This is a genomic window from Mycolicibacterium peregrinum, assembly GCF_001665625.1.
In the GTDB taxonomy this organism is placed as follows: domain Bacteria; phylum Actinomycetota; class Actinomycetes; order Mycobacteriales; family Mycobacteriaceae; genus Mycobacterium; species Mycobacterium peregrinum_B.
Genome location: NZ_LZSY01000023.1, coordinates 34,859 through 56,141 on the forward strand (window position 1 = coordinate 34,859; position 21,283 = coordinate 56,141).

Sequence of the window (21,283 nt, forward strand, 5' to 3'; positions counted from 1 at the left end):
GAGTCTAACGCCCGCCCTGCCTGCGGATTCTGTTAGTCCAGCCTTAGCCGGCAGGTGGGGAACCCGCCGTCCATTACAGTCTCGATACTCATCTGGATGAAGGGCGGTACTTCGTGCTGCGAGCCTTGCGGGACTTACCCATCCCGGCGCCCGTGACGTCCGCGGCACGCACCCTGCATCCGGTCGGACTGGCCGTCGCGCTGCTGTTCTTCGCCTGGTCGATGAGCCCGTCTCTGTTACCGCGGGCGTGGTACCTGCAGGGGGTCGCGACGGGTATCAGTGTCGGGATCGGATACGGGTTGGGGTGCGCGACGGCATGGGTCGTGCGGCGTTGCGGGATCAGTCCGCAATGGTCCGTGCGCATCCGACGGATCGGGTGGTGGGCACTGGCCGGTGCCGCCGCCGTGGTTGTCCCGACGTTCCTGGTGCTCGGGTCGTGGTGGCAGCAGATCGTGCGCGACCTGATCGGCATGCCACGTGCCGAGCGGTCGTTCTACCTCCTGGTGCTGCTCCTCGCTCTGGTGATCGCACTGGCGCTTGTGGCGATCGGGCGTGGATTACGTTGGGCCACCCATCGTTTGACTGATTTCGGTGGCCGGTTCGTGCCCGGCCCGGTGGCCCGGTTGGCTGCCGTGGTGATCGTGGTGACGCTGGTGGTGACGGGGCTCGACGGCGCCCTGCACCGCGGCCTGCTGAGCATCGCCGAACATTCCGCGAAGACGGCTGACAAGAGCACCGCGGAGGGCGTGACGCAACCGAGTGCGCCGGAGCGTTCCGGTTCGCCGGCCTCGGCGCAGCCGTGGGACTCCCTCGGGCGCGAAGGCCGAAGTTTCGTGGCCGGTGGCCCCAACGTCGAACAGATCTCGAAAGTGACCGGCGCGCCGGCACGTACGCCGATCCGGGTGTACGCCGGCCGCACCTCCGCCGACAGCGTCGAAGGCATCGCCGGGCAGGTGATCGCCGAGCTGCACCGCACCCACGCCTTCGAGCGCAAGGTGCTGGCCGTGGTGACCACCACCGGGCGCGGCTGGGTGAACCCGAATGTGGCGGCCGCCCTCGAATACGTCAACGGCGGGGATACCGCGATCGCGTCGATGCAGTATTCGTTCCTGCCCAGCGCGCTGTCCTTCATCGCCGACCGGGAGACCCCACCGCTGGCAGGGCAGGCACTGTTCGAAGCGGTGCACCGGGTCTGGGTGGCGCTGCCAGAGGTCAAACGGCCGAAACTGGTGGTGTTCGGGGAGAGCCTTGGTTCGTTCGGCGGCCAGTCGGCGTTCGCCTCCGGCGCCGATATCGTCAGCCGCACCGATGGCGCGTTGTTGGTGGGAACGCCCAACTTCGCGCAGCCGTGGGGGAGACTCACCGCCAACAGGGATCCCGGCTCGCTGCAACGACTACCGGTGATCGACGGAGGACGCCATATCCGCTTCGCCTCCCGGACCTCCGATGTGAATCTCGCTGGGCACTGGGAGTTTCCGCGTGTGGTGTTCTGGCAGCACGCCAGCGATCCGATCACGTGGTGGTCGTTCGACCTGCTGCTGCACCGGCCGGACTGGTTGCGGGAACCGCTGGGACCCGATGTGGACCCGGGGATGCGCTGGCTACCGTTGGTCACCTTCTGGCAGGTCACGCTGGACATGATTTTCTCCGCCGACGTGCCCTACGGGTATGGGCATGCGTTCGGACCGGATGCCGCTGACCTGTGGGTCGACATCCTCGCGCCGAAGGGTTGGGATCCCGCAGTGACCCAGCGGATTCAGGACGCGATCGGCCGCTTCGCGTAGTCTGCGCGTTTGTGGGAGGACTGTTCGGGTGGATTGTCGGCGTGGTGTTCTTGTTCTGGCCGATCTTGCTCGCGATCGGTGCTGTGGCGTGGCGCAACGAAGTGCTCGCCAAGCGGATTCGTGTGAACCAGGCTCAGCTCGGGATCCTCATCGGACAGGCGATGGAGGAAGCGGCCCGCGGTCGCGAGCTGGGCACGGAGAAGTCGTTCGTCGCGTGGCGCGTCGCCTGGGCCGAAGACGGTGTCATGCGAGTGGAAACAAGGCTCGCTCGGTCACGGCAAAGGCTTCGAACTCCTCGGGGTCGGCCGAAAAAACCGTGAGTTCGGTGGATCCGGGTGACTCCGTCAGCCTCGGTGTTGTGTTGTCCGCCGCGGGAGACACCGAGGTCGAGGTCACCTGGCGCACAGAACTGGGCCGTTGGACAACCGAACGGTACGCGGTCAAGCGCTGATCGCACCTTCTGAGCGGATGACGGGATTCGAACCCGCGACCCTCACCTTGGCAAGGTGATGCGCTACCAACTGCGCTACATCCGCGCGCCACGAGCGAGATCGTCGCCCGTCGCGAAGCCGAACAGTAGCCCACGGACGCACGCAGACACAAATCCCGCGGTTTGACTTGCATTGCGGGGCAACGTAACCAGTCCGGGCCCGGGAAACGGTGTCGTGATCCGGATGCCGGCGACAGGCGTCGGAGTGCAGTTCGTAGGATTCCTGGATGGCGCTCAACGTCGATGAGACGTTCTCCGTGTTCCGGATCGTTCGACCGCTGGGGCCAGACGGGGCGGGGGAGGTCTACGTCGCTCAGCATCCGAGGCGTCGTGGCACTGAGGTGCTGAGGGTGCTGCCCAGGGACTGGTCCGACGAGCCCGGGTACCGGGAGCGGTTTCACCGTGAGGCGGATGTGGCCGCCGCGTTGTGGCATCCCAGCATCGCCAGAGTCCGGGGCCGCGGGGAACACGACGGTCAGTTCTGGATATCGAGGGACTTCGTCGACGGCACGGATCTCGCTGGTCTTCTCGATCAGCGGTACCCCGACGGCCTGCCGCGCGAACAGGTTTTCCGCATCGTCATCGCGGTCGCCGGCGCGCTCGACTACGCCCACAAGCACGGTTCCCTGCATCGCGACGTCGGGCCGGCCAACATCATCGTCACCGACGCCGATGGTGATGCGGAGCCGCGCGCGGTGCTGGTCGACCTCGGTGTCGCACGCAACGGCGAGGCTGCGGACAACCCCGGCTATGCCGCGCCCGAACAACTGATGGGGGAGGACGTCGATGGCCGCGCAGATCAGTACGCGCTGGCCTGCACCGCCTACCACCTGTTGACCGGAACGCAGCTGTTCGACCATCCCAATCCTGCTGTCGTCGTCAGCCGCCACGTCAACTCCAAGCCGACGGCGTTGGCCGACATGCGGCCCGAGCTGGCCGACCTCGATCCGGTGCTGGCCAAAGCTCTGGCCAAGAACCCGGCCGACCGATTCGTCAGCTGCGGCACTTTTGCCCACGCCCTGGCCGATGAAACCCCGTTGCCCGCGGTGACTTTGACGCCGGCATCGGCCGCCCCGGCGCCCCAGCCCGGGTTTCGGTTACCCCAGATGCCAGGCTGGGTGCCCATAGCGGCGACCGCCGCCGTCTGCGTCGTCGCCGGCGTCGGGATGTGGCAGCTGTGGCCATCGGCTGACGCCGCAACCAGTGAGCAGCCGAGCCCACCACCGAGCACAGCCGTTGCCGGCGCCACGATTGCAGCGGCCGTCCCAGCGCCCAGCAGCCCGGTCTTCGACGGCCTTTACCGCCTCGACTACGACAACATCCACGCCACACTCAACGGCAGCCCTTGGCCCGCGGCGGGCAACCAGATCGCGAGCTACTGGTGGGCATTCCGATCGGCCTGTACACCGGCGGGATGTGTCACGACCTCGACACGCATGGACAGCATCAACCATGCCGTTCCCTACCTCGAGGGCGGCGGCATGACGGCGGTGTTCCGCTTCCTCAACGATTCTTGGCAGGGTGATCCGGGGCGGGGCTCACTGCCCTGCGAGGCGCCGAACGTCGGGCTGGCACAGGCAACGGATACGGCGTTGGCCTTGACACCCCAGCCGGACGGCGGGCTGGCCGGCGCTCAAACCACCACCATCCAGTCCAACGAGTGTGGGCTGCAAGGTGCGGTGATCACCGTGCCGGTTCTCGCGACCCGGCTCGACGAAGTTCCACCGGGCAGCCCGATTGCCGACCCTGCCGCGGTTGCGGATCCGTTGCCACCCGCTCCGCAATTGCCCCCGCCGCTGCCGCCGGGCCCTGAGGTGCCTCCTCCGCTGCCGCCCGCCCCTCCGCTGCCGCCCGCCCCTCCGGTGGCGCCACCGCCGGCGATCGGCGCGATCATCCCGAACCCCATTCCGCCCGCTGCGCCCCTCCCACCGGCATAGGTGCCCGCTCCGAGCGGCAACAGGAGTTCAGCAGCTTTGCCGAAAAGCGCCGCCCGGCTGCTACTTACGTGTGGTCCAGGCGTGGCTGCGGATGTCAGGTTTTCCGGTTTCGAGGATTCGCTGTGCGCCACCGACCAAGATGCCAACCATGCCATTGAGAAATGATTGGACCATCGGTGACTTGTTCACCGCGTCGGATCAGAATGCCGTTGCAGACGCGGTCAATCAGAACACCACGGACCTCGCCGCGGCTGTCACCGCGTTGTCAGGGAAAGCTGACAAAGCCACGACGATCACGGCGGGCACGGGCCTGACCGGTGGTGGTGACCTGTCGGCCAACCGCACGCTGGCGGTGTCGTACGGTGCGACGGCGGGAACGGCGTGCCAGGGCAACGACTCCCGCGTCACCGGGGCTGTTCAATCCGGCGCAGCGGGCAGCGTCATCGTCGGAACGCTTCCCACGTCTGGGGTAACCGGCGTGCTCTATGTGGTGCCCTGATGCCTGACCTCAAGGTGTGGAACGGCTCCGCGTTCGTCAACGGCGCCCCGAAGATCTGGAATGGGTCGGCGTTCGTCACCCCGTCATCGATCTGCATCTGGGACGGGTACGCATTTCAGCAGGTGTGGCCACATGCCGTCGAGTACGGATCGGCAGCGTTCTGATCAGCTTCGGCGGCGACGCTTTCGAAGACCTTTTGAAGCCTTTTCTCCTTGTCCCTCATGAGGCTTGAGTACCCATGCGGGGATCCAGTGGGTCACGGTTTTTTCGTTCGCTCCGAAACGGATGGGGTAGGTGACTAGGCCCCACCACTGGCCTTGTTCGCACAGCGCCCAGCAGCTCAGCTTGCCTTCGACGACCTTGCTCATCTGGATGCCCAACGGGTGGTAGCGACCCGCCAGGTGTGGTTCGCGGGGGAACAGAGCGACCAGATCGACCAGGACGGGCGCGGGTGGCCGCACGACGCGGAACGCGTCGCGGACGGGTTGCCCGCCGTAGCCGATGGCCTGCATGTCGCCCACGGATCGATCATATGTTCGAACAATCAGGTGATCGAACGAACCGCCTTATTGGCTCACTACGTCCGACAGTGGTATCAGTCGCCTAGTCGATCGTGTCGGGACAGAGCTCGAGTTGCGCCGCGTCGACCAGGTCGTTTATCTGCTCCAGGGTCACCTGACGCTCCGGGGACTGCTGATCGTTGTACGCCTTGAACAGTCCCACGACATCCTCGCGGGGTGTCCCATCGTGCATCAAGTCGCAGGAGAAATGCCCGGTTTTCAGTGCGTATTGCTCTTTGTCCGGCGCGAGTTCGGAGCCGAAGTCGACTCTGAGGCGCTCCATATAACTGGCATCGCTGGCGTGCGCGGTCCCGATCGGCGCGGCGACGGTGAGCAGGGTCGAGGCGACCGCTGCGTATTTGACGGGGATCACCTGTGAATTATTGCTGAAGCCACCCCGCGTGTTGGCGAATTATCGGGGGCCGCAAGGAAAGTCGAACATGTGGCAGAGACAAGAAAGGCCCGGTCGAAACCGGGCCTCATCTGCGGAGAATGTGGTGCGCGATACTGGGATTGAACCAGTGACCTCTTCCGTGTCAGGGAAGCGCTCTCCCGCTGAGCTAATCGCGCGGGTCGAAAACCTTCTTGGAGGTGGAGACGGGAATCGAACCCGTGTGCACGGCTTTGCAGGCCGTTGCCTCACCACTCGGCCACTCCACCACTGGGGTTGATGCCACAAATCGCACCTTCGAGCGGATGACGGGATTCGAACCCGCGACCCTCACCTTGGCAAGGTGATGCGCTACCAACTGCGCTACATCCGCGCGCCACGAGCGAGATCGTCGCCCGTCGCGATGCAGAACATTAGTCCACCGACGTGCGCAGACACAAATCCCCATTACGGGAGGGCAAAGCGCGGCCAAAAACGGTGTTTCAGAACAGGTGATAGGCGTGCCGGGAGAGGGTGAACCCGTGGCGGCTCTTCACGTCGAGACATGTGATGCCTGTCGCAGTGCCCTCGCAGCGCAGCGTTCCTGCGGTGATCGAGTCTCGGTCGGCCAGTTGGAGGTCCGCGCGCGGCGCGGCGTCGCCGGCGCATGCGAATTGCGCGGGGCGCCCGGGGCTCAGCGTGATCCCGTGGCCGTAGTCGAACGCGCAACTGGCCGGTCGCAGGGGCGGGGCCCAGTTACGTTCGATGATGTCGCAACGCGCCGTCGCGGTATCGAGGTAGCACCGCACGTTGCCCGACGGCGAGTCGAAGCTCGTCGGCCCCGTGACCTGCCGGTTCACCAGGTCGGCGACGCTCAGGATGTTGGGCGTTACGACCGGGGCCTGATCTGTCATGGCGTCTGGGGCGCTGTGGCAGCCGGAAAATAGTGCACTAGCAGCAAAAACTGCGCCGCTGACCGCCGGCCAGCGGACCTGCAGGTGAACCATGACGGGTGACCATACGCCCGCATCGGCGTGCATATTTGGCAAATCAAACAAGTCGATCGGGTGGATACCGATTCGGGTCTGACCGGAAACGCGTGCTAGTGTTCGACGTCGTTCCCACGGTCTCGTAGCTCAGTGGGAGAGCGTCCGCCTCACACGCGGAAGGTCGCTGGTTCGAACCCAGCCGGGACCACCATCACCTCAGGCGGCTTCGGAGAAATCCGGGGCCGTTTTTTCGTGGCCGGACACACACGCGGCGGTGACGGAGTGTTGTCCGTCCGATTCGGTAGGGTCCTCCGACGTGACTCAGAGCGTGACCGTCGGAACCATCAAATCCGTAACTGCCCGTCTGGCCGAGGAACTCGCCGTGGGCGAGGGGCAGGTCGTCGCCACCGTGGCGCTGCTGGACGAGGGCGCGACGGTCCCGTTCATCGCCCGGTACCGCAAGGAGGTCACCGGCAGTCTCGACGACGGACAGCTGCGCACGCTCGAAGAACGCCTCGGCTACCTGCGTGAGCTCGACCAGCGTCGGGAGGCCGTGCTGGCTTCGATCGAGGAGCAGGGCAAGCTCACCGACGAGCTGAGGGCGGCCCTGATGGCCGCCGACACCAAGGCGCGGGTCGAAGATATATACCTGCCGTACAAGCCCAAGCGGCGCACCAAGGCCCAGATCGCCAAGGAGGCCGGCCTGGAGCCGCTGGCGGAGCGGCTGTTGGCCGATCCGTCGCTGGTGCCCGACGAGGCGGCCGGTGAGTTCCTCAACGACGACGTCGCAGACGCGGCCGCCGCACTGGAAGGTGCCCGTCACATCATCATCGAGCGGGCCTCCGAGGATGCCGAATTGGTCGGCGCGACCCGTGAGAAATTCTGGAAAGACGGCTCGCTGCGTACCGGCCCGTGGTCGGATGAGGCGGCGAAAAGCCCTGCTGCGCAGAAATTCCGGGACTACTTCGAGTTCTCCGAGCCGCTCGAGAACATGCCTTCTCACCGGGTGCTCGCGGTGCTGCGCGGCGAGAAGGAACAGGCACTGTCGCTCAACTTCGACGGCGGTGAGGACGACCTCTACCAGGCGATGATCGCGCAGTCTCTCGGCATCGACATGGCTGCCAAGGCCCCCGCCACTCCGTGGCTGACCACCACTGTGCGGTTGGCCTGGCGCGCCAAGCTGATGATCTCGGCCGCTGTGGACGCCCGCATCCGGCTTCGGCAGCGTGCGGAGGAGGAGGCGGTGGCCGTATTCGCCCGCAACCTCAAGGATCTGCTGCTGGCTGCGCCGGCCGGCACCCGCGCCACCCTCGGTCTGGATCCGGGTTTCCGCACGGGCGTCAAGGTTGCCGTCGTCGACGCGACCGGCAAGGTGGTCGACACCTGCGCGATCTTCCCGCACCAGCCGCAGAAGCAGTGGGACCAGGCCAAGGCCACTCTGGCGGCGCTGATCGCCCGGCACAACGTTGAGTTGATCGCGGTCGGCAACGGCACCGCCTCGCGCGAGACCGACGCGTTGGCCGGTGAGCTGATCGCCGACATCCGGTCAGCTGGGGCAAAAGCGCCGGCGAAGGCCATGGTCAGCGAGGCCGGCGCCTCGGTGTACTCGGCGTCCGAATACGCGGCCCGGGAGATGCCCAACCTCGACGTGACCCTGCGCGGCGCAGTCTCGATCGCCCGACGTCTGCAGGATCCGCTGGCTGAGCTGGTCAAGATCGACCCGAAGTCGATCGGGGTGGGGCAGTACCAGCACGACGTGACGCCGGGCTCGCTGGCGCGCAGCCTCAATGCCGTCGTCGAAGACGCGGTGAACGCGGTGGGTGTGGATCTCAACACCGCCTCGGTGCCGCTGTTGGCCCGGGTGTCGGGAGTTACCGAATCCCTGGCCGAGGCCATCGTGGCCCACCGTGAGAGCGCCGGTGCCTTCCGCAGCCGCAAGGCGCTGCTGGACGTTCCGCGCCTGGGTCCCAAGGCCTTCGAACAGTGTGCGGGCTTCCTGCGGATCCGCGACGGTGAGGATCCGCTGGACGCCTCGGGTGTGCACCCGGAGTCCTACCCGGTGGTGCGGCGCATCCTTGACCGTTCCAACGTCACGCTCGCCGAGCTCATCGGTGACGAACGCACCCTGCGGGGGCTCAAGCCCGCCGACTTCGCCGACGAGCGGTTCGGTGTGCCCACCGTGACCGACATCCTGGCCGAACTGGAGAAGCCCGGGCGTGATCCCCGGCCGGCGTTCTCCACTGCCACCTTTGCCGCCGGGGTCGAGAAGGTCGCCCACCTCAAGCCCGGCATGGTGCTCGAGGGCGTGGTGACCAACGTGGCCGCCTTCGGCGCGTTCGTCGACGTGGGCGTGCACCAGGACGGACTGGTGCACGTCTCGGCGATGGCCGACCGGTTCATCTCCGACCCGCACGAGGTGGTGAAGTCGGGCCAGGTGGTCAAGGTCAAGGTGGTCGAGGTCGACGTGGAGCGGCAGCGGATCGGACTGACCCTGCGGCTCAACGACACTCCGCAGCAGGGAAAGCGACCCGACCGCAACGATCGTGGCGGCCAGGGTGGCCAGAACCGTCGTGACGGTGGCGGTAATCAAGGTCGCGGCAATCAGGGGCGCGGCGGTGACCGGCGAAACCAGAACCGCGGCAACAACTCCGGCCGCCGGGACTCGAATCAGCCGATGGGTTCGATGGCCGAGGCGCTGCGCAACGCGGGCTTCGGTAAGTAGCGGCTACGCGGTCTGCTCCGGGGCCTGATCGGCCCCGGAGTGGTGGCGGCGCCAGGAGCGGTAGCCGCGGTGGGCGGCGAACGCCCCGACGACGGCGGTGACACACCACACCCCGATCGCGGTGTAGGCAAGCGGGGCCGACAGATCACCGATCGACGCGCCCAGCGCGGTGTAGACGAAGGCGCGCGGCACCGAGCCGATGAACGCCCCGACTGCCATCTGCCACAACGGCACCCCGAAGGCTCCGAACGCATAGGACGCCAGGGCGTCGGACAGTCCGGGGACGAACCGCTGTCCGACCACCGCCCACAGACCACCCCGTTCGATCTGATGGTCCAGCCGATCGGCCCGTTGCGCCCCGAGCAGAGCCCGGGCGCTGTCGCGGCCGGCGCGTCGCCCGATCAGGCTGGCCACCACCGCGGTGCCCACCGTCGCGCCCAAGGTCACGAAGGTGCCCAACACCGGACCGAACAACACCCCGCTGCCCGCGGCCAGGATTGGGCCCGGCACGAACAGTGCGCCGAGGCAAGCCGACACCACGACATACGCCAGCGGTGCGGCGGGCCCCGTCGAGGCGACCAGGGCCCGGATGTCGTCGACGTCGATCACGCGCGCGACGGCCACGAGATAGAAAAGGCCGAACAGAAAGGCCGCGAACGCGACGAGCCGCAGGATGTGCGGCCGCCGGCTGATGGCGGGGGGATCGTCGTCGTCAGTCATGGCGCCCACGATTCTTCCCCACGGCCGTACCGTCATCGCGGGGCGCGGTCACCTGCCGTCGGGTTGCCACAGCTGCAGCGCGGCGTCTTGGCGCAGCCGTCCTAGGCTGTCGATCCTCCTTGTTCAGCTCGCGGCGCTGTGACTCTTGGCTTTCCGTGCTGCGACGGTGGCCCGGACCTGGTCCATGTCGAGTGCTGCGACCTGCGAGATCAGATCCTCGAGTGCCGCCGGCGGCAGAACCCCGGGCTGGCTGAAGACCAGGACGCCCTCGCGGAAGGCCGCGATGGTGGGGATGGACCGGATTTTCATCAGCGCCGCCAGCTCTTGTTCCTGCTCGGTGTCGACCTTGGCATGCACGATCTCGGGGTGGTTGGTGGCCGACCGCTCGAAGGTCGGGGCGAAAGCGCGGCATGGGCCACACCAAGAAGCCCAGAAGTCGACGAGCACGATGTCGTTGTCCCGGATCGTGGACTCGAAATCCGCGTAGCCGATGTTTCGGGTGGTCATTCTGATCTCCTTGTCTCGCGTTGAAGTGCCGGCGATGTCCGCAGGTCGATTCGTTCGACCACTTCCAACATACCCCCAGGGGTATTTATTCCGTGGCCTCGTTCGCCCTCTGGGCGATGTATCCGCGGGTAGCGTGGCGGCAGAATGAGCACTCGCTTGGTATGGGACGAAAGGAATCGAGAGATGGACATCGCCATGGTGGCCACCACGAGAGGCCCGTTCGACGAGGCTGTCGCTCGTACGCGAGACGCGCTCGCCGAGCAGGGATTCGGTGTGTTGACCGAGATCGACATCAGGGCCACGCTCAACGCCAAACTGGGCGGTGGTGCCGGTGACGAGGTGGGGGACTATCTGATCCTGGGCGCCTGCAATCCTCAGTTCGCCCAGAAGGCACTCGGTGCCTACCCACCGATCGGCGTGCTGTTGCCGTGCAATGTGGTGTTGCGCACGGGGCCGGAGGGGGACGCGGTGGTCGTCGTCGAGGCGATGAACCCCAACCTGATGGCCGAGGTGACCGACGAGCCGGCGCTGGCCGATATCGCAGCCGAGGTCGGCCGACGCCTGCAGGCGGCGCTCGACAGTCTTTAGATCACTCCGAGGCCGCGTCGATCACGCCGTCGAGAATCTCGCGTGAGGTCGACAGGTCCCTGATTGCCTGCTCGAGCCGGTTGCGTTCGGCGGTCAGCTCGCTGAGGAGCCGGGGCGTGGCCTGAGGGGCCGGTCCGCCGTCGGTGTCGCGCATACACGGTAGGAGCGACGAGATGGTGCGACTGTGCAGCCCGGCGGCGTAGAGCTCCTGGATGCGGATCACGCGGTCGACAGCCTTCTCCGGATACTCGCGTTGCCCACCAGACGTGCGGTCGGACGCCAACAGTCCCTGCTCTTCGTAATAGCGCAGCGACCGTTGGCTGACCCCGGTGCGACGTGCGAGTTCGCCTATGCGCATATGCCAGTTATACCCACGCGACTTGACCCTGACATTGGTGTGAGCTCGTAAGGTTCGCCATGACCACGTCGCAACCGCCTTTCGCCTACAGCCCGATCACTGAACGCCCGCCGATCTGTTGGCCCGGTGGCGCGAGAGTGGCGGTGTACATCGGGCTCAACGTCGAGCACTTCCTCGTCGATCGGCCCTCGACGAGCATCTGGCCGGGGACAGCGGAGCTGACCCCGGATGCGCTCAACTACGGCTGGCGGGATTACGGCGCGCGGGTGGGGATTTGGCGCACCATCGACACCCTCGACCGGCACGGTATTCGTCCCAGTGTGCTGCTGAACACGGCCGTCATCGAGCATCATCCGCAGATCGTCGCCGCCGGTGTGGAACGGAACTGGGCATGGCTGGCGCACGGGCAGACCAACTCGATTCTGCACACCGGGTTGGCTGTCGACGAGGAGCGTCGGATTCTCACCTCGATCGCCGACGACATCGCCGATGCGACGGGCCGGCGCCCGCTGGGCTGGATGGGGCCAGGCCTGACCGAAACCGCGCACACTCCGGACCTGTTGGCCGAACTCGGTTTTCACTATGTCCTCGATTGGACCAACGATGACCAGCCCTATCCGCTGACGGTCCCTGGCATGCTCAGTGTGCCGTATTCGGTCGAGCTCAACGACCTACTGATCTTCGGGAAAGGTTTCACCGGGGGTGAATTCGTGCAGATGGTGATCGATCAGTATGAGCAGCTACACGCGGATTCGGCCACCAGCGGTCGGGTGATGGCCCTGGCGCTGCACCCGTTCGTGATCGGGCAACCGTTCCGGCACAAGTACTTCGATCAGGTTCTGCAGTTTCTGGCCGCTCAACCCGACGTGTGGTTGACGACCAGTGACGAGATCGCCGCGCATGTGCGGAATGATTGCGAACGCCAATAGCCGCAGCACGATTCGGCTCGCAATCCTGGACCGGCGCTGTACGGGGTGTCACACTGCGGTAGGGCGGTGGGGCCGGTGACCGGTGGTCCGCGTCGCCGAGAACGTCGGGAGGACCACGATGACAGCAATCGCCGGCATCGCCCACCGTGAAAACGGTGCCGCACCACCATCGGTGCCTCTCGCCGAGATCGACCTCGGATCGCTCGACTTCTGGGGGCGTGACGACGATGCGCGCGACGGCGCCTTCGCCACGCTGCGTCACGACGCGCCGATCTCGTTCTTCGAGGTGGCCGAGTACGCCGGATTTCCCGGCGGCGCCGGGCATTGGGCATTCACCCGCTACGACGATGTGCACTTCGCCAGCCGGCACCCTGAGCTGTTCAGCTCCAGCCCGACCAGCACCACACTCAACGACGTTCCCGCCGAGATTGCCGAGTTCTTCGGGTCGATGATCACATTGGACGATCCCCGCCACACCCGGCTGCGGTGCATCGTCAACCGGGCCTTCACACCCAAGGTGATCGCGCGGATCGAGCAGAGCGTGCGGGACCGAGCGCATCGGCTGGTGTCCGCCATGGTGGGTGCACACCCTGATGGCACCGCGGACTTCGTCGAGGAGGTGGCTTCGCCGCTGCCGCTGCAGATCATCTGCGACATGATGGGCGTCCCGGAGGAAGATCAGGCCAAGCTCTTTCACTGGACCTCGGTGCTCATGGGGGCCGGGGACGACGAGGTTTCCACCGACGATTTCAGTGGGTATCTGCAGGTGGCCACCGAGTTGGCCGGCTACGGCGTGGCGTTGGCCGAACAGCGCCGCGCGCATCCCGGAGACGATCTGACGACGAGTCTCGTGGAGGCGGAAGTCGACGGAGAACGGTTGTCGTCCAACGAGATCGCCTCCTTCTTCATTCTGCTGACGGCGGCGGGCAACGATACGACCCGCAACGCCATCAGTCATGGCATGGTGGCGCTGAGCCGCTATCCCGACGAACGCGCCAAGTGGTGGAACGACTTCGATGCGGTATCGCCGACGGCGGTCGAAGAGATCGTTCGGTGGGCGTCACCGATCATCTTCATGCGGCGCACACTCACCGAGGACGTGGAGCGCAGCGGCGTTCAGATGAAGGCGGGAGACAAGGTCTCGATGTGGTACAACTCGGCCAACCGTGACGAGCAGACCTTCGCCGACCCGTGGCGGTTCGACGTGCTGAGAAATCCCAATCCGCACATCGGGTTCGGCGGCGGCGGAGTGCACTTCTGTCTGGGAGCCAACCTCGCCCGGCGGGAGATCCGGGTGGCCTTCGACGAACTGCGTCGCCAGGTTCCCGACATCGTGGCGATCGGCGAACCGGCCATCCTGCGTTCAGCGTTCGTGCACGGCGTCAAACACCTGCCGGTCGCGTGGACCGCGGTTGACTAGCGCGAGGTTCCTCGAACTCGTGGGTCCGCCGGGGATTCGTAGCCGCCCCGAGCTTCTTGAGGGCGGCGGTCGCGTCCAGGGAGCGCACCGGGCGGCCCACCCGGGCATGTTCGGCGGTGACTCGCTGGATCAGTTCGTTGACGGGGGCCCGCAGACCGTGCAGGCGGGCCTGAAGCACGATCTCACCGTTGAACCAGTCGGTTTCTACCTGGGTGTGGCCCCGGGCCACGCTCTGCCACGTGGAGCTCAAATAGTCGTCGTTGACCCTGCCCTGCAGTAGATCCCCACGCCGTAGCGCATCCTCTTCGGCCGTGACGAAGGGAATGCCGGCCGCGGTGAGAACGTGTTCGGCCTCGGTGCGGGCGCGGGCGACCAGTTCGTCGGCGTCCGGTCCCGGACGGTATGCCGCGATCACGCCATTGCCGAGGTTGGCGATCAGCTTGCGGTGTTTCCACGCCATGACGTCGTCGCGTACCGAGGAACTGAACCCGGATGCGCGGAGCGTGGCGGCGACCAGTTCGGCCGGCTCGTCATGGCCGGTGGGGTAGCGGCCGAGATCGAGGATCCCCGCCACCGGGTGACTCTGTTGAATGACCACACCGGGGTCGAGGTGAGCCGCCGGGAGCATCACCGTGACGCCGTATACATTGGCGAAACTCCGCAGCGCGGCAGGCTCGTTGGCCACTCCGTTCTGGGCGACGAACACCGCGGTCTCCGGCGGGGCATGAGCGCTGAGATCATCCAGGGCCGAGGCGGTTTGGTGACTCTTGACCGCGAGCATCACCACCGGGTCGGCCGACCAGTCGACCTCGCGGGCGCTCGGTGCGGCCGGGAGTGCCACTGCATCGGTACCGGCCTGTGTCACCAGCGTGAGGCCTCGGGCGCGGATCGCGGAGAGGTGTTCGCCGCGGGCGACAGCTGTCACGTCGAACCCGGCGAGCCGCAACCGTGCGGCGATCACGCCGCCTATCGCGCCGACCCCGTACACCACGAGCGGTCGGGGCGTGGTCACGATGCGACACCGAGCGGCTCGGTGGAGTGTCCGGGCAAAGCCTGTTCGGCGATCGTCCGCAGGGTGCGCAGGATCAGTGCGATGTTGGGATCGCGCTGCCGGCCGGCGCGCACCACGGCACTGATGGTGCGGCCGCCGAGGGTGAGGTCGTCCACGAGCAGTCCTTCCAGCCTGGAGGGAACCGACAGCCGGGGCACAATGGCCGACGCTACCTCGGTGGCGGCCAGCTCGCAGATGTTCTGAGCGCCGATCAGCCGGTGCTTGACCTGTGGGGTGAACCCGGCGCTCTGGCACGCATGCGTCGCGGCGATCTCGAGGCCGGAGCCCTGAGGGCCCGTCACCCAGAATCCGTCGGCCAGGGCAGACAGGCCCTGAGTGCGGATTCTCAGGTGGGACTGCGTGGGCGCCAGCAGCACGTGTGGTTCGAACAACAAGGGCACGGTGGTCAGTCCGCCGGCGGAGTCGGGCCCGAGGACGTCGTAGTGGCAGGTGATCGCGACGTCCACCTCACTCTGACGCAGCAGGCGCAGCGCGCCCGAACTCGTGTCCTGCTGAACGTGCACACGCAGATCCGGTTCGGTGATGCTGAGCCGTTGCATCAGGGGAACGGCCAGCGTCGGAATCCCCATGTTGAACGTGGCGATGGCGACCTGCCCTGCCACCCGGTCCCTGGTTTCGGCGACCGCGCTCATGGCGTCGTCGACGGCGGCCAGGACACGACGCACATGCTCGGCGAGGACCTGGCCGCTGCGGGTCAGTCCGAGGGTTCGCCCGTCCCGACGGAACAGGACTGCGCCTGCTTCTTCCTCCAGGACACGAAGTTGTTGGGATACTGCAGAACTCGTGATGTTGCGATGTTCGGCCACGGCGGTCACCGAGCCGAGGTCTGCGAGATCGGACAGCAGCATCATCCGACGTAAGTCCAGCATCAGGCACCTCCTGCGAGGTGATGATCGCAGAACAGGTCGCGCTGTCGCTGACATGTGCAGCCGGTTGGGGCCCGTCCCACCGCCCTGATCAGGGGTTTTATGACACGTCGGGTGCAGGAATCACGCCGGTTGTAATTCTCGCGCCTGCGGGCGGTGCCTGAGATGTTAAGTCGCACTGAAAGGTTCCGGTAGCCACAGACGCTTGTTCGCCACCACCTGCGCGTCGATTCTGACCTGAGCGAGTCGGTCGAGTACGCCTCGCCAGCCCACCATCACGCCACCACAAGGGAGTCCACAGATGACCGATGTCACCGAAAAGCCGCTCACCGATACGGGTCTGGACATCGTGCCGGTTGCCGGCTACATCGGCGCCGAAGTCCGCGGCGTCGATCTGCGCAACGAGTTGGAGGCCGGTGTCGTGGACGAGATCCGCGATGCGCTGCACACGTACAAGGTCATCTTCTTCCGGGACCAGGAGATCGGCCACGCCGAACAGGTCGCCTTCGCGCGGAAGTTCGGCAAGGTGACTCCAGCCCATCCGCACGAGGAAGAAGCGCCGGAAGGGTTCCCCGAGATCCTGCCGATCGACAGCCGCCGCTACGAGCGCCACCTGGGCCGGAAACGTACCTCCTACGACAACAGCTGGCACACCGACGTCACCGCACTGGTGAACCCGCCCGCGGCTTCGATCCTGCGGGCACACATCCTGCCGCCATACGGTGGCGATACAGCCTGGACCAATCTCGTTGCGGCGTATGAGAACCTGCCCAAGGATCTACGTGACTTCGCCGACAAGCTCGACATCAGGCACCAGTTCAACACCCGGGCAGTGGCCGGCAGCCAGCGGGACCGCAAGGTGCGCGAGGCAAACCTGGTGACGTATCACCCCGCGGTCCGGGTGCATCCGGTCACGGGGGAGCGCGCACTGTTCGTCAGCCCCGGATTCACCCGCGGGGCCCGGGAGATCCGCGGTTACTCGCCGACGCAGAGCGAGGCGATCCTGAAGCTGCTGTGGGACGAGGCGACCCGCACCGAGTACACCGTCCGGTTCCGCTGGGCGCCGGGCAGCATCGCGTTCTGGGACAACCGGGCCACCGCGCACCTGGCGATCGACGACGCCGGTCACCTCGATTACGACCGGGTGCTGTACCGCGTCACCCTCGAAGGCGATGTCCCCACCGGTGTCGACGGACGTTCGTCCGAGTCGGTGTCCGGCGTGCCGTTCTACGGATCCTGATGACGGTCATCGCACGCTACGGCGATGTCGACGCCGCGCTCGAGGTTCACAACGCCACACTCGCCCTGCAACTCGCGCACCGGTCTGTGCGCAAGTTCAGCGGCCAACCTGTGAGCGACGCGCAACTCTCGGCGCTGGTCGCCGCGGCCCAGTCCGCGGCGACCTCGTCGAACCTGCAGCCGTGGAGCGTGATCGCCGTACGGGATCCGCAGCGCAAGGCCCGCTTGGCGATCCTGGCCAACAACCAGCAGTTCATCAACGAGGCCCCGTTGTTCCTGGTGTGGGTGGCCGACCTGGGGCGTGCCCGCCGGTTGGCGCAGCGGACCGGGGTCACGCTGGACGGCGCAGACTACCTGGAATCCACGATCATCGGTTTCGTCGACACCGCGCTCGCTGCGCAGAACGCGGTGGTGGCTGCCGAATCCCAGGGTCTGGGAACAGTTTTCGTCGGGGCCGTCCGCAACCATCCCGAGGAGGTCGCGGCGGAGCTCGGGCTGCCGCCGCACGCAGTCGCAACTTTCGGGCTCGCGGTTGGTACACCCGATCCGACGGAGAACGCCGGGATCAAACCACGGTTACCCCAGGCTGCCGTGCTGCATCACGAGCAGTACGACGCCGCGGCCGCCGATTCGCATCTGCCCGGCTACGACGAACGACTGGCGGTCTACAACACCCGTTACGGGTTGTCGGGCAGTTGGAGTGAGCGGGTGTTGAGCCGGTTGGCCGGTCCGCACTCGCTGTCCGGGCGGCACCGGCTCCGCGAGCAACTCGAACGGCTGGGGCTCCCGTCGCGCTGACCGGTGTGCCCACCCGGCGAAACCCCCCGTAGGTTGATAACCGTGGATACCCCGATCGCTGTTGTCACGGGGGCGAGTCGCGGCGCGGGCCGCGGGATCGCCGCGGCCCTGCTCGCCTCGGGTTGGCGGGTGTATGTCACCGGACGTACAGTGACCGATCCGGGGGAGGGCGGTATCGCCGTACCCCTCGACCACTCCGACGACGCCGCGGTGGGCGCACTGTTCGAGCGGATCGGCGAGCAGGAGGGCCGGCTGGACCTCCTGGTCAACAACGCCGCCGCGGTCCACGATGACCTGGTCAACCCGAAACCGTTCTGGGAGAAGCCGATCGAGCTGGCCGACGTGCTCGACGTCGGACTGCGTTCGGCCTATGTGGCGTCCTGGTACGCCGCGCCGCTACTGCTGGCCGCCGAGCGCGGCCTGATCGCGTTCACCTCCTCACCCGGCTCGGTCTGCTACATGCACGGCCCCGCGTATGGGGCGCAGAAGGCCGGGGTGGACAAGCTGGCCGCGGACATGGCAGTCGACTTCGCCGATACCGGAGTGTCGACGGTTTCGATCTGGATGGGAATCCTGCTCACCGAGAAATTCAAGGCCGCCTTCGCCGGCCACCCCGGCGCGCTGGCCAAGACCGCCGAGCATGCCGAAACCCCGGAGTTCACCGGCTATCTCATCGACGCGCTGTACCGGGACCCGGACCTGGCGCAGCTGTCCGGGCACACGGTGATCGGTGCCGAGCTCGCGACCCGCTACGGCATCACCGACGAAGGTGGCCGGGTGCCCCCGTCGCACCGGGACATGCTCGGTGCGCCGAGAGAACCCAGCTCGGCCGTGGTCAGGTAGTCACCGGCGCCGAAACCCGGTGTGGCTGCGGATCAGTGGCAGCGTCGCGAGCGTGGCGAACCCGGGCGCGGCGTCACACACCTCCGGTACCGCATTGAGGACCTGCATCGCCGTGGCGACGTTGGCTGCCCGCACGTGCTCGGCCATCGTGGCCTCGCGGGTGAAGCTGGCCAGGCTGAAGAAATGGGTCTGCATGGACGGGTCGCCCTCGATGGTCAGCGTCCAGCCGTGCTTGGGCCGGGGCCAGTGATCGGGATACTCGTTGCCGACGGTCCAGAGGGTCTCGATCTCGACGAGTGGCTCGCCGTCGCGAACTCCGACCCAGTTCCACCGCTGCCCGGCCGTGGTACCGGCTTCCAGCACGTGGTCGAAGATCTGATGGTCGTGGCGTGCGGGGACAGCCTCAACCGACGAGGTGACCTCGTCGATGTCGGCACCCAGTGCGTCGGCCAGAAGCCACACCTGCTCGGTGAAAAGTTCGTTGTTGAACGCCAGGAATTCGGTTGTGTCGACACCGATCTCGTCGACGGGACGGCCGAAGGACATGTTGTCGAAGGTGATGTGGGTGCTGTCGTAATCCGACCAGTCGGCGCGTTCCTGCAGTGTGATCTTGTCGATGCGCCGGCTCATGCCCGACAGGACCAACGGCAGGGCACCGGACAGGTTGCCGGGATTGAGGCCACTGCCGTGCACTGTCGTCCCGCCTGCTGTGCAGGCGGCCATCAACCGCTCGCGGGCGGCCTCGGGCAGGCGCTGCGGATGGAACAGAAACGCCGTCGTCACCACGTTCTTGCCGCCGGCCAGCAGTGCGCACACGTCGTCGAGGTTCGTGGTCCGCGGGGTGTACACGACGCAGTCGGCCTCCAGGTCCAAGATGGCCTGGACATCGCTCGTGGCGCGGAGCCCGATCGGCGCCCGGCCCAGCAGGTCGCCGACGTCGATACCGTTCTTGGCATCCGAATACACCCGAACGCCGACCAGATCGAGATCGGGACGGTCGTCCAGCGTCGCCGCCAGCGTCTCGATCCCGACCGCGCCCGTGCCCCACTGAATCACCCGGTATGTCATCGGGCTATTGAAGCTCAGATGCCGGTGAGATACCGGCGTGTCACGATCTGCTGGAGCAGCCGCGTCACCGGCCCGCCCAAACGGCTCCACCAGGTGGCCGGACGGGAGAACGCAGCCACCTCGGCATGCACGGTGTCGGTCTCCGGGTCGTAGCGGACCGAGAACAACTCTTCGCCCGATTCGGGGTGGCCGGCCAGCGTGCCGTAGGCGAACCCCCGACGGTCGGCTTCGTCGAGCACGTAGACCACCCGGCACGGCGCCGGGATCGGGCCGAGCCCGACGATCAGCTCGGTGCCCTCGGCGGCGGAGTCGGAGGTGGCCTGTACCCGCAGGCCCGCGCCCCGCTGCATGCCCCACCGGAGCACGTCGGCGCCCGCCTGCTCGAAGCGGTCACGGCCGGTGCCGATCACCGCGGAGGACCGGATGTGCCGGTAGCCCGTGGGCAGTTCGCCGGCGGTGGCGCCGACCTCCGGATAGGTCAATGACAGCTCTGCCAGGTCGCGCAGTTTCACGTCACCACCATGGCACTAATACGGTGGCTTCGTGGCCCCAGAAATCGACACCGCAGGCGCGCACCCCGGCGGTGGGTTCAATCCGCCCGACCCCACCGATCGTGGGGGCCCTGATTACGGCCGCTTCATCGAGGCGGTGCGCACGCTGCAGGACCATGCCCGCAGCGCCGACGCGCCCGACGAGGTCATCACCGAGGCGGCCGACCTGATCGAGAAGGTGTCGGCACTGCTGGCTCCGTACGAGGCCGACGAGTGGAATTCGCCGTCGGGCCGCCGGATGGACCTGCCCAACCGCGGCAACGTCAACAACGTGCCGGTGCATCTGGAACGGACTGCCGACAACCAGATCGCCGGAACCGCCCACTTCCGGCGTTTCCACCTCGGCCGCAACGGTGCGGTACACGGCGGCTCGCTGGCGCTGCTGTTCGACTCGCTGCTCGGCTACACCGCTGCCAAACTGACCGGCAGCATGTACCAGCGCACCGCGTATCTACACGTCAACTACCGCAAGATCGCCCCGATCGAGAAGGATCTGCAGGTGCAGGCCGGCATCGACCGCATCGAGGGCCGCAAGATCTTCGTCGCGGGACGACTGCTCGACGGTGACGACGTGCTCGCCGAGGCCGAGGCGTTGTTCGTTCGGCTCAAGCCGGGGCAGCCATGAGCGTTGGCTCCAACCTCGCCGCGCTGAAGCGGCGCTGGGCGCGCTGGCGGGACCAGTTGCGCGCCCGCCCGGCCGCGGAATTCACCTACCGGATCGTCGTCGGCGTCGTCGGTACGCTCGTGCTGGCGGTCGGCATCGTGGCGATCCCGTACCCGGGACCCGGCTGGGCCATCGTGTTTCTCGGCCTGGCGATCCTGGCCAGCGAATTCGACTTCGCGAAGCGGGCGCTGCGTTACGTCCGGGCTCGCTACGACGTCGTGATGGCCTGGTTCGACCGCCAGCACATCGCGGTCAAAGGGGTCAGTGCGGCGTTCACGGGACTGGTCGTGCTCGGCACGCTGTGGCTGT

At 66.7% G+C, this 21,283-nt stretch carries 24 protein-coding genes and 5 tRNA genes; 15 read left to right on the forward strand and 14 right to left on the reverse strand.

The annotated features are described in order from the left end of the window. Nucleotides 1-152: 152 nt before the first annotated feature. Nucleotides 153-1,784: an alpha/beta hydrolase gene (locus A5779_RS04115; protein ID WP_236734641.1), complete on the forward strand. Its 1,632-nt coding sequence runs from the start codon at nt 153-155 to the stop codon at nt 1,782-1,784. A 325-nt stretch (nt 1,785-2,109) separates the two neighbouring features. Then, a complete protein-coding gene (locus A5779_RS34770; RefSeq protein ID WP_269085834.1) occupies nt 2,110-2,235 on the forward strand; it encodes a hypothetical protein in 126 nt (41 codons plus the stop codon). Nucleotides 2,236-2,247: 12 nt separating this feature from the next. Here the strand turns inward: A5779_RS34770 and A5779_RS04125 are convergent. Then, nucleotides 2,248-2,320 (reverse strand) — tRNA-Gly (locus tag A5779_RS04125). Nucleotides 2,321-2,501: 181 nt separating this feature from the next. Between A5779_RS04125 and A5779_RS04130 the strand changes: the two genes are divergently transcribed. The 3 genes from A5779_RS04130 to A5779_RS33965 all read left to right on the forward strand — a co-directional run bounded on the left by A5779_RS04130 (nt 2,502) and on the right by A5779_RS33965 (nt 4,874). After that, nucleotides 2,502-4,211, forward strand: a complete 1,710-nt coding sequence (locus A5779_RS04130) for a serine/threonine-protein kinase (RefSeq protein ID WP_064879243.1) — start codon at nt 2,502-2,504, stop codon at nt 4,209-4,211. Between the two features lie 148 nt (nt 4,212-4,359). Beyond that, nucleotides 4,360-4,710 carry a hypothetical protein gene (locus tag A5779_RS04135; protein WP_064879245.1) on the forward strand — a complete coding sequence of 117 codons (351 nt, stop codon included), beginning with the start codon at nt 4,360-4,362 and terminating at the stop codon, nt 4,708-4,710. Further along, nucleotides 4,710-4,874 (forward strand): hypothetical protein, encoded by a 165-nt coding sequence (locus tag A5779_RS33965; RefSeq protein WP_165609738.1) that lies wholly within the window; start codon nt 4,710-4,712, stop codon nt 4,872-4,874. The genes A5779_RS04135 and A5779_RS33965 overlap by 1 nt, the downstream gene beginning before the upstream one ends. Here the strand turns inward: A5779_RS33965 and A5779_RS04140 are convergent, their stop codons facing one another. The 6 genes from A5779_RS04140 to A5779_RS04165 all read right to left on the reverse strand — a co-directional run bounded on the left by A5779_RS04140 (nt 4,875) and on the right by A5779_RS04165 (nt 6,554). Then, nucleotides 4,875-5,222 (reverse strand): hypothetical protein, encoded by a 348-nt coding sequence (locus tag A5779_RS04140; RefSeq protein ID WP_413784891.1) that lies wholly within the window; start codon nt 5,220-5,222, stop codon nt 4,875-4,877. Between the two features lie 91 nt (nt 5,223-5,313). Then, nucleotides 5,314-5,643: a DUF732 domain-containing protein gene (locus A5779_RS04145; RefSeq protein ID WP_082941519.1), complete on the reverse strand. Its 330-nt coding sequence runs from the start codon at nt 5,641-5,643 to the stop codon at nt 5,314-5,316. 122 nt (nt 5,644-5,765) lie between these two features. Next, a tRNA-Val gene (locus tag A5779_RS04150) sits at nt 5,766-5,840 on the reverse strand. A 16-nt stretch (nt 5,841-5,856) separates the two neighbouring features. Beyond that, nucleotides 5,857-5,930: transfer RNA gene (locus A5779_RS04155), tRNA-Cys, on the reverse strand. A gap of 31 nt (nt 5,931-5,961) precedes the next feature. Then, nucleotides 5,962-6,034 (reverse strand) — tRNA-Gly (locus A5779_RS04160). Nucleotides 6,035-6,143: 109 nt separating this feature from the next. Then, nucleotides 6,144-6,554 carry a hypothetical protein gene (locus A5779_RS04165; protein ID WP_082941520.1) on the reverse strand — a complete coding sequence of 137 codons (411 nt, stop codon included), beginning with the start codon at nt 6,552-6,554 and terminating at the stop codon, nt 6,144-6,146. 211 nt (nt 6,555-6,765) lie between these two features. On the opposite strand from A5779_RS04165, the gene A5779_RS04170 reads away from it, so the two are divergent. Beyond that, nucleotides 6,766-6,840, forward strand: a tRNA-Val gene (locus A5779_RS04170). A gap of 105 nt (nt 6,841-6,945) precedes the next feature. Continuing rightward, the gene (locus tag A5779_RS04175; protein ID WP_064879250.1) at nt 6,946-9,351 is read left to right on the forward strand and encodes a Tex family protein; all 2,406 of its coding nucleotides are present in this window, start codon (nt 6,946-6,948) and stop codon (nt 9,349-9,351) included. A 3-nt stretch (nt 9,352-9,354) separates the two neighbouring features. Here the strand turns inward: A5779_RS04175 and A5779_RS04180 are convergent, their stop codons facing one another. Both A5779_RS04180 and trxA read right to left on the reverse strand, forming a co-directional pair. Next, a complete protein-coding gene (locus A5779_RS04180) occupies nt 9,355-10,071 on the reverse strand; it encodes a TVP38/TMEM64 family protein (RefSeq protein ID WP_064879252.1) in 717 nt (238 codons plus the stop codon). Nucleotides 10,072-10,194: 123 nt separating this feature from the next. Continuing rightward, the gene (gene trxA / locus A5779_RS04185; protein WP_064879254.1) at nt 10,195-10,578 is read right to left on the reverse strand and encodes a thioredoxin; all 384 of its coding nucleotides are present in this window, start codon (nt 10,576-10,578) and stop codon (nt 10,195-10,197) included. 183 nt (nt 10,579-10,761) lie between these two features. Between trxA and A5779_RS04190 the strand changes: the two genes are divergently transcribed. Beyond that, nucleotides 10,762-11,166 carry a DUF302 domain-containing protein gene (locus A5779_RS04190; RefSeq protein WP_064879256.1) on the forward strand — a complete coding sequence of 135 codons (405 nt, stop codon included), beginning with the start codon at nt 10,762-10,764 and terminating at the stop codon, nt 11,164-11,166. 1 nt (nt 11,167) lies between these two features. Here A5779_RS04190 and A5779_RS04195 read toward each other — a convergent pair whose 3' ends face one another. Beyond that, entirely contained in the window at nt 11,168-11,524 is a 357-nt protein-coding gene (locus A5779_RS04195) for a MerR family transcriptional regulator (RefSeq protein ID WP_064879258.1), read from the reverse strand. A 59-nt stretch (nt 11,525-11,583) separates the two neighbouring features. On the opposite strand from A5779_RS04195, the gene A5779_RS04200 reads away from it, so the two are divergent. Together A5779_RS04200 and A5779_RS04205 are read left to right on the forward strand one after the other, a co-directional pair. Further along, a complete protein-coding gene (locus A5779_RS04200; protein WP_064879260.1) occupies nt 11,584-12,453 on the forward strand; it encodes a polysaccharide deacetylase family protein in 870 nt (289 codons plus the stop codon). A 118-nt stretch (nt 12,454-12,571) separates the two neighbouring features. Beyond that, nucleotides 12,572-13,873: a cytochrome P450 gene (locus A5779_RS04205; protein WP_064879291.1), complete on the forward strand. Its 1,302-nt coding sequence runs from the start codon at nt 12,572-12,574 to the stop codon at nt 13,871-13,873. Here the strand turns inward: A5779_RS04205 and A5779_RS04210 are convergent. Both A5779_RS04210 and A5779_RS04215 read right to left on the reverse strand, forming a co-directional pair. Next, complete coding sequence (locus A5779_RS04210) at nt 13,836-14,885, reverse strand: ketopantoate reductase family protein (protein WP_064879263.1); 1,050 nt, start codon at nt 14,883-14,885, stop codon at nt 13,836-13,838. The genes A5779_RS04205 and A5779_RS04210 overlap by 38 nt on opposite strands. Next, entirely contained in the window at nt 14,882-15,814 is a 933-nt protein-coding gene (locus A5779_RS04215; RefSeq protein WP_064879265.1) for a LysR family transcriptional regulator, read from the reverse strand. Before A5779_RS04215 ends, A5779_RS04210 begins: the two co-directional genes overlap by 4 nt. Nucleotides 15,815-16,112: 298 nt before the next feature. Between A5779_RS04215 and A5779_RS04220 the strand changes: the two genes are divergently transcribed. The 3 genes from A5779_RS04220 to A5779_RS04230 are packed head-to-tail and all read left to right on the forward strand — an operon-like array spanning nt 16,113 to nt 18,691. After that, the gene (locus tag A5779_RS04220; protein WP_064879267.1) at nt 16,113-17,051 is read left to right on the forward strand and encodes a TauD/TfdA dioxygenase family protein; all 939 of its coding nucleotides are present in this window, start codon (nt 16,113-16,115) and stop codon (nt 17,049-17,051) included. Continuing rightward, on the forward strand, nt 17,051-17,848 hold the full coding sequence (locus A5779_RS04225) for an NADPH-dependent oxidoreductase (RefSeq protein ID WP_064879269.1): 798 nt from the start codon (nt 17,051-17,053) through the stop codon (nt 17,846-17,848). The genes A5779_RS04220 and A5779_RS04225 overlap by 1 nt, the downstream gene beginning before the upstream one ends. 42 nt (nt 17,849-17,890) lie before the next feature. Beyond that, nucleotides 17,891-18,691 carry an SDR family NAD(P)-dependent oxidoreductase gene (locus A5779_RS04230; protein ID WP_110776873.1) on the forward strand — a complete coding sequence of 267 codons (801 nt, stop codon included), beginning with the start codon at nt 17,891-17,893 and terminating at the stop codon, nt 18,689-18,691. On the opposite strand, the gene A5779_RS04235 is transcribed toward A5779_RS04230, so the two are convergent. Continuing rightward, complete coding sequence (locus A5779_RS04235) at nt 18,692-19,759, reverse strand: NAD(P)H-dependent amine dehydrogenase family protein (protein WP_064879270.1); 1,068 nt, start codon at nt 19,757-19,759, stop codon at nt 18,692-18,694. 14 nt (nt 19,760-19,773) lie between these two features. Further along, nucleotides 19,774-20,271 carry a DUF1990 domain-containing protein gene (locus A5779_RS04240; protein ID WP_064879272.1) on the reverse strand — a complete coding sequence of 166 codons (498 nt, stop codon included), beginning with the start codon at nt 20,269-20,271 and terminating at the stop codon, nt 19,774-19,776. Nucleotides 20,272-20,302: 31 nt separating this feature from the next. Between A5779_RS04240 and A5779_RS04245 the strand changes: the two genes are divergently transcribed. Together A5779_RS04245 and A5779_RS04250 are read left to right on the forward strand one after the other, a co-directional pair. Further along, nucleotides 20,303-20,935 carry a PaaI family thioesterase gene (locus tag A5779_RS04245; RefSeq protein ID WP_064879274.1) on the forward strand — a complete coding sequence of 211 codons (633 nt, stop codon included), beginning with the start codon at nt 20,303-20,305 and terminating at the stop codon, nt 20,933-20,935. Next, on the forward strand, nt 20,932-21,283 hold a 352-nt coding region (locus A5779_RS04250; protein WP_064879275.1), incomplete at its 3' end, for a TIGR02611 family protein. The genes A5779_RS04245 and A5779_RS04250, both read left to right, overlap by 4 nt.